This window comes from Candidatus Binatota bacterium (genome assembly GCA_012960245.1).
Lineage (GTDB): Bacteria > Desulfobacterota > Binatia > UBA1149 > UBA1149 > UBA1149.
In genome coordinates, this window is sequence record DUBO01000047.1 from 1 (window position 1) to 13591 (window position 13591).

General features: G+C 62.9%; 12 protein-coding genes. 5 read left to right on the plus strand and 7 right to left on the minus strand.

Translation table 11 applies throughout. The features are described 5' to 3' along the window. Positions 1-473: hypothetical protein (locus tag EYQ35_08330; protein ID HIF64142.1), on the minus strand; the 473-nt coding region annotated here is incomplete at its 3' end. A gap of 190 nt (positions 474-663) precedes the next feature. On the opposite strand from EYQ35_08330, the gene EYQ35_08335 reads away from it, so the two are divergent. Genes EYQ35_08335 through EYQ35_08350 form a run of 4 tightly spaced genes read left to right on the plus strand, consistent with a single transcriptional unit; the run spans position 664 to position 4694 of the window. After that, positions 664-1275, plus strand: a complete 612-nt coding sequence (locus tag EYQ35_08335) for a glutathione S-transferase family protein (protein ID HIF64143.1) — start codon at positions 664-666, stop codon at positions 1273-1275. A gap of 38 nt (positions 1276-1313) precedes the next feature. Continuing rightward, positions 1314-2267 carry a dioxygenase gene (locus EYQ35_08340; GenBank protein ID HIF64144.1) on the plus strand — a complete coding sequence of 318 codons (954 nt, stop codon included), beginning with the start codon at positions 1314-1316 and terminating at the stop codon, positions 2265-2267. A 7-nt stretch (positions 2268-2274) separates the two neighbouring features. After that, entirely contained in the window at positions 2275-3054 is a 780-nt protein-coding gene (locus EYQ35_08345; GenBank protein HIF64145.1) for an SDR family oxidoreductase, read from the plus strand. Then, positions 3054-4694 (plus strand): FAD-binding protein, encoded by a 1641-nt coding sequence (locus EYQ35_08350; GenBank protein ID HIF64146.1) that lies wholly within the window; start codon positions 3054-3056, stop codon positions 4692-4694. The genes EYQ35_08345 and EYQ35_08350 overlap by 1 nt, the downstream gene beginning before the upstream one ends. A gap of 77 nt (positions 4695-4771) precedes the next feature. On the opposite strand, the gene EYQ35_08355 is transcribed toward EYQ35_08350, so the two are convergent. The 3 genes from EYQ35_08355 to EYQ35_08365 form a co-directional block, all read right to left on the minus strand. After that, the gene (locus EYQ35_08355) at positions 4772-5608 is read right to left on the minus strand and encodes an enoyl-CoA hydratase/isomerase family protein (protein HIF64147.1); all 837 of its coding nucleotides are present in this window, start codon (positions 5606-5608) and stop codon (positions 4772-4774) included. Between the two features lie 73 nt (positions 5609-5681). After that, the gene (locus EYQ35_08360; protein HIF64148.1) at positions 5682-6092 is read right to left on the minus strand and encodes a hypothetical protein; all 411 of its coding nucleotides are present in this window, start codon (positions 6090-6092) and stop codon (positions 5682-5684) included. After that, positions 6089-7111: a methyltransferase domain-containing protein gene (locus EYQ35_08365; GenBank protein ID HIF64149.1), complete on the minus strand. Its 1023-nt coding sequence runs from the start codon at positions 7109-7111 to the stop codon at positions 6089-6091. The genes EYQ35_08360 and EYQ35_08365 overlap by 4 nt, the downstream gene beginning before the upstream one ends. Between EYQ35_08365 and EYQ35_08370 the strand changes: the two genes are divergently transcribed. Next, on the plus strand, positions 7029-8036 hold the full coding sequence (locus EYQ35_08370; protein HIF64150.1) for a class I SAM-dependent methyltransferase: 1008 nt from the start codon (positions 7029-7031) through the stop codon (positions 8034-8036). The genes EYQ35_08365 and EYQ35_08370 overlap by 83 nt on opposite strands. A 719-nt stretch (positions 8037-8755) precedes the next feature. Here the strand turns inward: EYQ35_08370 and EYQ35_08375 are convergent. From EYQ35_08375 to EYQ35_08385, 3 genes are all read right to left on the minus strand, one after another. Then, complete coding sequence (locus EYQ35_08375; GenBank protein HIF64151.1) at positions 8756-9094, minus strand: redoxin domain-containing protein; 339 nt, start codon at positions 9092-9094, stop codon at positions 8756-8758. An 18-nt stretch (positions 9095-9112) separates the two neighbouring features. Further along, entirely contained in the window at positions 9113-9517 is a 405-nt protein-coding gene (locus EYQ35_08380; protein ID HIF64152.1) for a hypothetical protein, read from the minus strand. A gap of 193 nt (positions 9518-9710) precedes the next feature. Beyond that, on the minus strand, positions 9711-12248 hold the full coding sequence (locus tag EYQ35_08385) for a DUF4215 domain-containing protein (GenBank protein ID HIF64153.1): 2538 nt from the start codon (positions 12246-12248) through the stop codon (positions 9711-9713). Between the last annotated feature and the right edge of the window lie 1343 nt (positions 12249-13591).

A 13591-nucleotide genomic window follows, 5' to 3' on the forward strand; every position in this document is an offset into this window, starting at 1 on the left:
CGCTGCGGGCGGAGCTGTTCTTGGTATCGACGTCGGCAACGACGACGACCCCGTGGCACCAGTGGCGGCTGACCAGCGTCGATTCGCGTCAGCGCGCAAGCCAAAACCTCGGCGGCCGCACCGGTGATCCCGGCGTCCTTGAGCGGGGGAAGATACTCCTGCGGATTGTTGCCCGCCGTCTCCACTATCTTGACTCCACCGTCGATGATGGCCTGCACGTAGCCGGGATAGTCGGGCGACTGGACGATGGGCAGAAAGGTAATGTTCACGCCGAAGGGCTTGTCGGTCATGTCGTGGCAACGGGCGATCTCGTTGGCCAGGTCAGCCGGGGTCTTCTGCGTCAGGCCGGTGATTATGCCCAGCCCGCCGGCATTAGACACCGCCGCGGCCAGCTCGGCAAAGCCCACGTAGTGCATGCCGCCCTGTATGATCGGATGTTCGATGCCAAAAAGTTCAGTGATTTTGGTTTTCATGTATTGCTCCCCTGTAGATTGAGCCCGCGCCTGTCGTACTCAACCGAGCCGACTCGATCACGGCGAGACCGGCGACAGTTAATCCAAAACCCGGACCTTGTCGAGCGAAACGCCGTTACCGGCCGTGCCCCGCCCCGCGTAGCCTTAGATGCGCGCGTGCGTCACAGTGCAGCGCTGGAGATAAAAAACGATGCTCAAACTTCATTTCGCCCCCAACTCTCGCGCCGTGCGCATACTGTGGCTGCTCGAGGAACTCGAGCTTCCCTACGAGCTCAACAAGATGGAGTTTCATCCGAAGGACCTCAAGTCCGACGAACACCGCGCCCGCCATCCGCTCGGGCGCATCCCGGTGCTCGACGACGGAGACATCACCCTCTGGGAGAGCGGCGCGATCACGGAGTACATCCTCGAGCGTCATAAAAACGGCGGGCTGAAGCCTGCTGTCGACGCGCCGGAGTACCCGGCCTACCTGCAGTGGTTTCACTACTGCGAGGGCATGGTCATGCCGCCGGTCAATACCATCGTGGTGCACACGCTGCTGCTGCCGCCCGACCGCCGCGATGAAACCGTGCTCGGGCAAGCCCGAAGGCTGCTCTCCAAGGCGCTGGCCCCGGTCGACGCGACCCTGGCCGACAAGGACTACCTGGTCGGCAATTTTTCGGCTGCCGACACGATGCTCGGACACTCGGCCGTGATGAGCAACCGCCTTGGCTGCGTGCCCGACGAAATGGAGAACCTCAAGGCTTACTGCGCGCGCCTGGAAGCGCGGCCGGCATTCGAAAAAGCCGACGGGCTCAAGTAGCCTCTCCCCGACTGCCACTGGCGCGGAGGCATGAACTGATGGCACTCAACGGACTGCTCGACATCGAACTCGGTGTTCCCAACCCGGACGAACTCATGGAGTTCTGGCAACGGCGAGGAATGCTCCGGACCGACGACGGTGTGCTGGGCACGGCTGATCGCTCCGTTCAACTGCGGGTGACCGAGGCGGGATACCGGCACATGTCCGAGCTGCACATGAGCTGCGCGGCCGAGAAGGACCTGGCCGACATCGCGGCACGAATCGGCCAGATGGGCGTCGATTCGGTGATCGCCGACACGCGCCTGACCTGCGTTGATCCAGTATTCCAGCATCGAGTCGTGATCGACGTGACCGCACCGCACCCGCTCACAGCAACACAACGTCGAGCGTGGAACCATCCCGGCGAACAAGCGCGCACCGACGCGCGGGCCGATGCCGTGACCGAGGAGACCCCGCGACCACCACGTCGCCTTGGGCACTTCGTGCTCGGCACACCTCACTACGAGAAGGCCACGGCCTTTTTCATCGACGGGCTCGGCTTCAAGGTCTCGGACCAGGTTCTGAACGGATTCGCCACGTTCGGACGGATCGAGCAGGACCATCACAACCTACTGATCCAGCCCGGCCCCACGTCCTACATCAACCACTACGCGCTAGAGATGGACGACATAGACGCCGTTGGCAAGGCCGGCCAGGCCGTGCTTGGCGAGCGTGACGACGCCAACGTAGTCGGCGTTGGTCGCCACTTCCTGGGTTCGAACGTGTTCTGGTATCTCACCGATCCATCGGGGACGATGTTCGAACTCTTCTCCGACATCGACCAGATCATCGACGACGAAGCCTGGGAACGCGATCACTGCCGACGCGACTGGAATGGCGCTGACGGGCCGGCACCGATCGCTATCTGGGGCCCGCAGGAGCCCGAGGTATTCTTCAACCCGGCCGACCTGCCCGAAATCGGCGCTGCCCGTGAAGCGCTGGGACTGGACTGAATACGACATGGATCTTGGACTCAGCGGACGCTCCGCCATCCTCATGGCGTCGAGCCGTGGACTCGGGCGCGCGTGTGCCGAAAGCGTGGCCAGGGAGGGTGTTGACGTGGTGATAAACGGCCGCACCGCGGCTGACGTTCACCGGGCCTGTGACGACCTCGGTGGAGCGTATGGAATTACCGCGACCCCGGTTGTCGGCGACGCCACGACGACCGCCGTTCACGATGCACTGCTCGAGGCCTGCCCGGAACCCGACATCGTTTTGCTCAACAGCGAGGGCCCGCCGCCAACGGCCTTCGGTGACGTTGATGCCGCGTCGTGGAACGACGCGCTGCAACACACCATGGTGTCGCCACTACTGTTCGTTCAGCGGGTGATCGACGGGATGCAGAAGAGACAGTTCGGCAGGATCGTTGCGATCTCTTCGGCCATGGTTAAATCACCCAACCCCCTGATGAGCCTGTCGCACGGTCCTCGATTGGGACTCACCGGCGTGCTCAAGGGTTTGTCGAAGACGGCCGTCGCGCACAACGTGACCATCAACACCATTCTGCCTGAGCGCTTCGACACGGGCCGGCAGGAACAGATGGCCCGACTCGTGATGCAGTTTCGTGGCGTCACCTACGAGGAGGCAAGGGCCGAGCAGCTAGCCAGCATCAACGCCGGCCGGCTGGGAAGGCCAGAGGAGTTCGGTGATACCTTTGCCTTCGTGTGCTCGGCCCAGGCTGGCTTCATGAGTGGCCAGGCGATCCAACTCGACGGCGGTAGCTACGACGGGCTCTTCTGATGAGCGAGTCAGTCGACGTCGTCGTTGTCGGGGCCGGACCAGCCGGCCTGACAGCTGCCCACCTCTGCCGGCGCTTGGGCCTTTCGGCGATCGTGGTCGAGCAACGCGAGAACACGCAGCGCTCACCCGCCGCGCACGCGATCAATGCCCGCAGCTTCGAGGTCTGGCGGCAGGCCGGGGTCGACATGGGTCCCCTCCTCGCAGCTGCGCTCTCTCCAGACGAGGCCGGCATGGTACGCTGCGTGACCAAGCTCGGCGGCGAAGTCATCGGAAGCCTGCCCTACGAACGTCAAGGCGACGAGATGCTGGCGATCACGCCGACGCCCCTGCGCAACCTCAGCCAGCATCGGCTTGAGCCCTTGCTTCTCGCCCCCGGGCTCGACGTTCGTTATCGCCACACGTGGACCGGCGCCGTCGAAAGTGAAAACAGTGTCGACATCGAGGTGACTGGTCCCGACGGGCCATATCAATTGACCGCAAAGTACCTCCTGGGCGCCGATGGTGCTTCCAGCTCGGTGCGCCGCTGGACCAACATCGATCTCATCGGGCCACGGACGCTGCAGTCGTTCGTCATGATTCACCTGGGCGCCGACTTTCGTTCCCTCGTCGGGGACAACCCCGGGGTGCTTCACTTGGTGATCGACCCGACGAGCGCAGGCATGTTCGTTTCTCACGGCGCCGATCGCGAGTGGGTGTACATGCAAGCATGGGACCCCGAGACCCAAGCGGCCGAGACACTTGACCACGATTACTGCGCCGCTCTCGTCCGAAACGCGATTGCTGATCCCGAAGTCGATTTCAACGTTCTCGACATCGCCACCTGGCACATGAGCGCCCAGATAGCCGAGCGATACCGTCGCGGCCGTACCTTTCTTGTGGGTGATGCCGCGCACAGGTTCCCGCCGACCGGTGGGTTGGGACTGAACACCGGCGTTGCCGACGTGCACAACCTCGCGTGGAAGTTGGCGGGCGTCGAAGCTGGATGGCTGGCACCCGGGGCGCTCGACACCTACGAAAGCGAACGCAAGCCCGTGGCCGAGTTCAACTGCGAACAGTCGATAATGAACGCCGTCAAGATGGCCGAGATAAGCCAGGCTTTTGGCTTCAGTGACAACGTTGCCCAATCGGTAGAAGCAATGCACGCCACGCTCGCCGACCCGGTTCGCCGGGCTGGAGTTGAAGCCGCGATCGCCAACCAGGCGATCCATTTTGACCTGCTCGGCCTGCAACTCGGTCACGCCTACGACGGCCCGCTCGTCGTTCCCGACGGAAGCGAAGCCATCGTCCTCGACGAGCCCGCTCGCGACTACGCACCATCGACTCGCCCCGGCGGTCGCCTGCCCCACGCCTGGATTGGCGACGACAGCTCAACGCTCGACCTCATCGACCCGTCGATCCCGACCATCCTGGCGCGCGAAGGCAACGAGATTGGCACGGAGCCTCTCGGCGCAGGCGGCCCACGAGTGCCGTTCACCACCAAGTCGTGTCCGGCCGATGTGTGGGACGAGATCTTTGAGCTCGATGCCCGGGCCTGCTTGATCGTGCGCCCCGACCAGCACGTCGCGTTCCGAGGCCCCGCCGGCGAAGTCCTCGAGACGCTCGATTGTTGCTTCGCCGGTATCGAACAGCAAGACGGGTAGCAGGGAAAGCCTCGGTATCAACAGGCATCAATCAATCTCCCCGGTCTTCGATCGGTCAGCGTGCAATGCATCGTCGTTCAGCCCTTGCCTGCCTGCCCCCAGTCCAGCTCGCCCAGGGCCAGTTCAACCTCACGCGTCTGGCCACCCGCCTCCATGAAGGCCTTCATGCTGGCCTTGGCATCGTTGGTCGCCAGCAAGCGGTTGAACAGGTGCGCCTCCTCGAGCAAGCCTTCTGTGACCGGTGGCTCGGCGGCGTTGATACCCTGCTTGGCCAGGGCGATGGCCTCGGGCGGGAACGACGCTATACGACGGGCGAGGCGGTCGACAAAGGGCCCAAGCTCTTCAGGCGGCAGGGCACGGTTCACCCAGCCGTAACGTTCGGCCAGCTCTGCATCGAAGTCTTCGCAGCCGAAGATGATCTCGGCCGCCCGAGCGCGCCCGCACAGGCGCGGCAGGCGCTGCGTGCCGCCGCCGCCCGGAAGTATGCCCAGCGCGACCTCGGGTTGAGAAAAAACCGCTCGCCCGATCGCGGCAAAACGCATGTCGAGCGACAGCAGGAACTCGCTGCCGCCGCCGCGCGCGCGGCCCTCGACCTTGCCGATGCTCACCTTGGGCATGGTGCGAAAGCGGTCGACCATGACGTGGAAAAACCCGAGCGTGTCTGCCTTGGCCGGTACATCGTCGGGAAGCTGGAGTATGAGGTCCACGTCGGCGTGGGCGATGAAGAATTCCGGGTCGGCGCTGTCGAAAACCATCACCCTTACGGCCGGGTCGGCCTCCAGCTCTCGGCCCACGCGGTCCATCTCGCCCATTAACGCCAGGTCAAAAAGGTTTATCGGCGGGTGGTCTATCGTCACCCGCGCAACGCCGCCCTGCAGCTCGATCTTCAGGCACTCGTATCCTTCGTATGCCATACGCACACCTCCTGGTCCGCAGACGCTAGCACGACGGCAGGGGCGACAATACCACCGCCGCGCGGTCAACCGGTCAATCCGTGCTCGGAAGCTCGGTGCCCGGCGGCATCTGCTCAAGACACTGCGCCATATCGAAGTAGTCCGTCCACCGGCGGATGATCTTGCCCTCGACCTGGAATGCTCCCATGACGGGAAATTCCGCGACCCGGTCCTCAAGCTGATAACGGTCTGTCCGTTCCGTTAATACGACGCCGTCCTGGGACTGGGCGATGTGGTGGATCACGTATTCGACCGACGCCGCTGTTTCGTGCAGAGGACCAAGTACGCTCCACACCCCCTCGGCGCCCTTGACCGCTCCCATGGGGATATTGTTAAACACCGATTCGTCGTCGAAAAACGCCAGGATTCCCTCCTTCTCGTTTGCCTGCATCGCGTCGATGAACCGTAAGACTGTTTTAATATGATTCACGGCATCACTCATCACGCGGGTTTGAATCTCGCCAGGTAGGAGAAAAATCCTCCCAGCCTGCGCTCGAACGCGAAAGACGCCTGCGCTGTTCGTTTCTTGAGCGAACCGAACAACACGCAGTCGGGGTCGAACAGGACCTCGCCTATTACCAGGCGGCCGGTCGGTTTCAGCACCCGGCGCAACTCTCGCAGGGCGGCCTGTTCGTCGGGGATCTCGCCGAGTACGCCAAGGAGGTAGGCGGCGTCGAAAACACCATCGGGATACGGAAGCTCCTGCGCGTCGCCCAGTTGCGCCGTGATGTTGGTTACCCCGGCCGCCTCGGCCCGCCGCGTGACGTCGTCGAGCATATCCTGCTGCACGTCAAGGACGTCCAGTGTTCCAGCGGGAGCCAGGGCCTGGGCCATCGGTACAGTATGGATGCCGATACCCGGCCCGATCTCGAGGATGCGCTCGCCGTCGCGCGGTTCAAGAACCCCGCGTAGATGCCCCGGCGACTGGTTGCCCCTGGGAACCAACAGGCTCCAGCGCAACATGTGCGGCATGGGGGACGGATAGCGGACGGCCAGCCACCTGGTCAGGCCGGCAAGCGCCGCGTAGGCCAGCAGCCAGCCAAGCGCCCAGGCACCGTGGCCACGAAAAACTTCGACAAGCGCCAGCACTCCCGCACCAAGCGCGGCAAAACCTGTCCAGTCGTGAATCCTCATCGCCCCCACGTTTAAATTTAATCCCTTCCCCGGAGGCCCACCAGCAGCGTAGACGATCGGTGGCATAAAATTATCCAGTCCGTTGCAAAAGGGAAGGCCGCCGTCCCGCAATTGCCCGCGCCGCCGCATGCCTCGCCCCTTGCCGACGCCGCCCGTACCCGGCAGAATGCCAGATCCTGAGTCGAGATCCCTGCCCGGACTTCCCGTGCGCAGATCGTCTGAACGACCAATAAAACAGGGCCCACATATGGATTTGTACAGAATAAAGACCGCGTTCGTCGGCTTGCAACGCCTGGCTACCTTGCCCGAAGAAGACAAGCAGGCCTGCATCGACGCCTATAAATTTTTCCAACGCATGCAGGCCGGCGAAGAAACCGAGACGGCCGACGAGACCAAGGCGGTAGCCGACTACTACAAGGTCTTGAACAACATGCTGTCGATCTTCGACCTCGAAAAACTCTACATACCTCCACAGCTCGACGAATCGCTGGGCCTGTACGGCAACCAGTTGTTGTGCGAGCAGGCGCTGCTGAAGGAACTCGACCTCGACGACCCCGACGAATCGCACCTGCTGGACATGGGCTGCGGCAGGGGGAGAATCTCGCATTACTTTGCCTCCATGACCGGCGGCCAGGTGTCGGGCTACAACATCGACCCCGACCAGATCGAGAACGCGATCGACTGGGCGGCGGAATGCGAGATGAGCGACCAGCTGCACTTCAAGGTGGGCAATCACCACGACCCGCTCGACTACGAAGCGGGCACGTTCGACGGCTGCTTCTCCTTCCAGGCGGTCTGGCCCTTCTTCAAGAAGGAGGAGCTCGACGATCACGCGCAGGAGATGTACCGGGTGTTGAAACCAGGAGCTCGCTACGCCTGTTCAGAGTACCTGCTCACGCCGTATTTCGATTGGGACAACGAAGAACACGCGGCGCTTCACAGGACTTTTCTTCCAACTCTTGCGGCCACCCAGTCGATGTACCCGGCAGACGTCTGCGCTGCGCTTGAACGAGCCGGCTTTGAAATCCTCGTTTCGGCGCCTTCGAAGAGCGAAGCCTGGCCGCTGTGCGAGCAGAAGCGCAACTTGATCTTCATGGGTCGAAGAGCCGTCAGGGCCCTTGAGGCCATACGCGTTCTGCCCCCGTGGGTCGAAGAATCGCTCGACCTGCTGCAAACCGGTGGCGAAGCGTGGACGACTGCCGAGAAAGCCAAGATCGCCGACCTCAACTGGCGGATCGTCGCCAAGAAGCACTGAGACGTGGCGCGATTATGAGAAGGCCACGCTGCCCCTTGCTGCCCTGATAAAGAAACTGCTGTGCCAACTGGGAACAGGCCTGAACACAGGGAAAATCCGGCTTCGGGCCTGCCAGCCGCAAAGCCTGCTTAGCGGTTACCGTGTACGGACCGCTAAGAACCGTTGGCGGCCAGGAAGGGTTGCGGCGGGTCGACCGCCTGGGACCAGGTCGGCCGGTAGTCGGAAAGTCTGCCGCCCAGGGAGCGGTCGTACAGAAGCGCGCTGGTGGGCTTTTCCATCCGCTCTAAGGCGGTTAGCGCCTAGGCTGCTAACGCCGAAAAAAGCACCAATACCAGCGTCGAAAGAAGCATCGCCGTCAGAGCCGAAACAGACACCGCGGCTATCACCGCTGGACCCTCGTTGAACTTGTTCTCCACTTTTAAATCCTCCCTGTTCTTCGCAGCCGGTCTTCCCCGCGCTGCGCATCGTTCTGCCGTTCCTGTCGATTCGGCCTTGTTCACTGCCTCGTGGCAGTGCGATGTCATGCAACTACTATACCAGCACGAACTCCGCACACCCCGTCGCTGAGCAAGAAAGCGGTGAGAATCGCATTACGAGTGGTTTGTGCAGAACCCGTAAGCTCTTCGAACAGGAGAGTTAAGTTCGGTTGAGTGTTGGAGAATGCACGGCGAGAACCGACGGCCAACGAAGTCGCTGGTGCGGCTCGCCCGTTTTCAGCGTCAGTCCAGGTGTCGCTCCAGCGCAGCCAGGACCACCTCGGGACCATTGCGGCGCTGGTAGTTCTCGGCCTGGTCCACCCACAGCACCCTGCCCTCGCCATCGATCAGCAGCGATGTCGGGACCGCAAGCCCATCGACTGTGAGCGGACCCGAGTGGGCGCCCAGGTTGCGCAGGCCGAACGCGTCGGTCACCACGAGATCACGATCGGCGATCATGATCGCCTGCAGGCTGTGATTCCGATAGCGATCCTGGATGTCCTCGGGACTCTCGGCGCTGACCGTCACCACCTGGATGTCACGCTCGTCGAACTCGCTGCGAAGCTCTTCCCATCGCCGCAACTCGGCGACACAGTAAGGTCACCAGTGGCCCCGGAAGAACTTCATCAGGACAGGCTTGCCAGCCAGGCTCGCGGAGTCGAAGCGCTCGCCGTGGCGGTCGACCGCGGTGAAGTGCGGGAGAACCTGGCCCACCTGGATGCCGGTCGTCGCCACTTCCTGTCGGCTTATGGAAACCGTGAACGGCAGGAATAGCCCGATAACAATGGCCATCGCGGCGGGGATCGCACCGAACCAGCGCGTGCGCAGCACGAAGGCGCTCGCCCCTAGCAGTGCGGCCGCAAGGAAGGCCACTACGAACGGGGCCCGGTTCTCGGGAATCGCAACCTGGTCGACGAGCCGGAACCACAGGGCCACCGTTACCAGTGCGATACCCAGGCCCACGAATCCCAGGATGGTGCCGAGCCGTTTGTCCCTTGCTTCCATGGTAGCTCCGAAGTTGCTGCAGCCGCGGCTACAAATGCCCGGAAATTATCGCATCTCTAGGTAGTCATACCAATTTAAGGATGAGTACACTACGACCGATGCAGGAAAAGTAGCGATGGCGCTATACTGCCGCCGGCTTACGAGAGTGTCTTGCCCCCCCCTCGGTTGGGGGTTTTTGCCTGCGGGCCCTCGGCTAGGGCCCGCCTACCGTGAGCGACCTGCAGGCCGTGTTGTCAACGGGCGAGCTGTCGGTGAGCACGCTCCCGGTGATCTCGTAGCAGAAATCATGCAGCCACAGGGACGGCTGCGTCACGATCCACGAGAACTGGCCGTTGCCCAGGTTCACGGCGGGCACGGGGAGCAGCGGGTTCGGGATAATATCGATGGTCCTGGTCTCGCCACTGACCATGGTGTTGACCTGGAAGGTGCCCAACTCGATGCGATCGTAGCCGAGCTCTATATAGACCGTACCCGTGATATCGGTTGCCGTACCGCCTGACGCCGAGTTGTGGAGCTGCCCCCCCAGCACGATGGTGTCGCCGACCTCAGCCTGCGCAAAGGGAGTTGTATCGCCGTTCTTGCTCACGAAGCTGATGTCGTCGCTGTGGATGAACAGGTCGGGCATCGAAAAGCACTCGATCCTTCGGCCCGTTGACGGGCACGCCGCCTGTCCGCAGTCATCGCCGACCTCGAGGCCCATCGTCCACGGCGTCTCGGCCAAATCGAGACACTGTATATCCGCGTCCTTGGCCTTGTACTTGAGCTTGTAGCTGCCCGGGTTGCGGCGGTCGGGCTTAATCTTGACCTGCACGTACGGCACGGTGCCCCTGGGCGGCTTGCACTTGAATGACCCTTTCTTCTCGACGCAATCAGCCGGGTCGGTAGTGGTCGTGAAACAAACGCCGCCTGCATCGTCCATGCTGAACAGCATCTGCTCGACCGACGGGTCTATTCCATCCACGGCCGCCGAGGCATCGAGCACCTTGCACGAGACCACGAGCTTGTCCGGCTTGGTCTCTATCTTGCGAAACTTCGCCTTGAGCTTGCACTGATCGATGCCGAGCGAGCCTGAGCAGGCGGGTAGCGTGGTGGTGGTTGTAGTGGTCGTCGTATTCAGCGTGGTGGTAGGACTCACAGTGACTGTTGTGGTCGGAGGGACCCACATGCAGTTGTCGCAGCCATCTCCCGGCAGTATGTTGCCATCGTCGCACTGTTCTCCGGCAGTGAGGTTGACCGTCTGGTCACCGCAGAAAGCCGCGGTGCAATCGGCGTCGCAGCTGGCTGATTCGCCGCCGTGGTCGCAGACCTCGCCCGGGTCGATCAAGCCGTCACCGCAGGTTTCGTTGGTCGAGCAGATGGCCGAGCATCCGTCGAGATTGACCGTGTTGCCATCGTCACAATCCTCGCCGGCGTTCGGTTGCAGCACCCCGTCACCGCATACAAGCAACTCGGAGTACAAGTAGGCGGAACCGGAATTGTTGCCGGCGTCATCGTCGTCATGCGCCCCGACAATTACCTGGCCGTCGCTTATAGCCACCGACCTCCCAAAGTAGTCATACGTCGCGGCATCCGAAGCGGTGAGCTTAAAAAGCTGCCCCCAGTTGCCAGCACCCCCCGCGTTGAGGTGGTGCACATACGCAGAACCTGAAAAGCCACCCGCGTCGTCGTTACCATACGCGCCGACAACCACGGTGTTACCGCTTATTGCAACCGATTGCCCGAACAGGTCGCCCGCGTTGGCGTCCGAAGCGGTGAGCTTGGCAAGCTCGCCCCAATTGCCCGCACCCCCCAGGTCTTGCTGGTACAGGTAGGCAGAACCCGAACTGGCCCCGGCATCGGCAGCGCCAAACGCACCGACGATCACCGTGTCGGCGCTCGCCGCAACCGACCAACCGAAGTGCCCCCCCGCGATGGCATCCGAAGCGGTGAGCTTGGCAAGCTGGCCCCAGTTGTTCAGACCACCCTCGTCGCGCTGGTAGACGTAGGCAGAACCCGACAAGTCGTCGCCATCCGCCCCGACCACAGCCGTGTCCGAGCTTATTGCTACCGAGTAACCAAAGTAGGCACTGGCAGCTGCGTCGAGCGCGACAAGCTTGGTGAGCTGGCCCCAGTTGTTGACGCCACCCTCATCGCGCTGGTAGACGTAGGCAGAACCCGACCAGGCGCCTGCGTTGGCGTCGCCGATCGCTCCGACAAGGGCCGTGTTGCCACTGACCGCCACTGAGCCCCCGAAATAGCCCCCGGCCGAAGCGTCCAACGCGGTGAGCTTGGCCACCTCGCCCCAGTTGCCCGCACCGCCCTCGTCGCGCTGGTACACGTAAGCAGAACCCGACAAGTCGCCCGCGTCGTCGTCATAGTGCGCTCCCACGAGCACCGTGTCGCCCTCAATAGCCACCGAGATTCCGAACTGGTCATTGGCGGCGGCATCAGAGGCCGTTATGCTGGTCACCTCAATCCAGTTGCCAAAAAAGTCCTGCTGGTAGACGTAGACCGAACCGGAACCGAGCCCGTCGTCGTCGTTACCCGGTGCCCCGACAACCGCCGTATCGCCGCTGATCGCCACCGAACGCCCGAACTGGTCGCCGATAGAGGCGTCCGAGGCAGTGAACTTCAGTTCGGCCTGCGCCCGCGCATCCGTAGCCCGGTTGACCAGCGCCAGAGCCACGATCAGAGCCAGCAGCAGCTTACAGCTGAACTTTACGAGAAAAAGAGAATTACCTGCTTCGCGCATCCGTACCCCTTGGAGACCCGCGAGCCTACCACCACTGCCGCCCTCCTGTCCACAGATACGTCCCCCCGGATGGGTGCCCTGCAGTCATTAAACCTGGTGTTTAGCCCAAGCCCCAGCAGCGCGTTTGAATGGGGACGGCAAAGTAGAGCCGCGCGGGGCGCTAAGTTGGCCCGGCGCGGCTCGACCGCTGCCATGCAGCCTGCGCAGCGATCATGCTGGATCACCACGGGCCACATACGGGGGTGAGTATCCCCTGATTCAGTCCGCGGCCTTGGCGACAGCAGTGTCATCGGGCAACGAGCACTGCATCTCCAAGTCGATTCCGACCGCCACCTGCAGGGTCAACAGGGCATCGGACGCGGTCACGCTCCCGCTACCGTTGACGTCACACAGGGCTAGCGGACAGTAGACCTCCATGCCGACGGCGTTCTGCAGGGTGCGCAGAGCGTCGGCCACTCCCACCCAGCCGCTGGAGTCGGGATCGCCGCAGCATTCATCGACCAGGAATTCGCTCGTACAGCTTCCCGCGGCGCACACATCTGTGCCAGTACACGGGTCACCGTCGTCGCAGGACTCCGCGTTGGCGTCCGCGACGCAGCCCGTGGCGGGATCGCAGCTGTTGTCGGTGCAACCGTTGTCGTCGTCGCAATCAGCAGCCTCTCCGCCCACACAGGCTCCACCTGCGCAGGTGTCCTCCGTGGTGCAAGCGTCGCTATCGTCGCAATCGGCCGTGTTGTCCATGCTGTGACACCCCTGGGTCGAGTCGCAACTGTCGTCGGTGCAACCGTTGCCGTCGTCGCAATCAGGCGCCGGGCCACCCACACAGGCGCTGCCGGCGCAGGTATCATCCGTCGTGCAGGCGTCACCGTCGTCGCAGGAGTCCGTGTTGTCCGCATTCACGCAATCGTTGGTCGCGTCGCAGCTGTCGTCGGTGCAGCCGTTTGCGTCGTCACAGGCTGAATCAACCGGCGTATTGACGAGAACGTCGTTGTCGTCATCGCAGGCGTCTACCGTGCAAGCTACGCCGTCGTCTGCATCGGGGTCATCCCCGTCCTGGCAGTCAGCCGTCGCGTCGCAGGTCTCCACGCCCGTGCAGTACAGGCCATCGTCGCAGTTGCCGTCGTTCGCGGCGTTAACGATGGCATCGCCATCCTCATCGCAGCTGTCATCGGTGCAGGCCACGCCGTCGTCAGGATCCGGGTCAGCCCCGTCCTGGCAGTCAGCCGTCGCGTCGCAGGTCTCCACGCCAGTGCAGTACAGACCGTCGTCGCAGTTGCCGTCGTTCGCAGCGTTAACGATTACGTCAGCCGCCTCGTCGCAGCTGTCATCGGTGCAGGCCACGC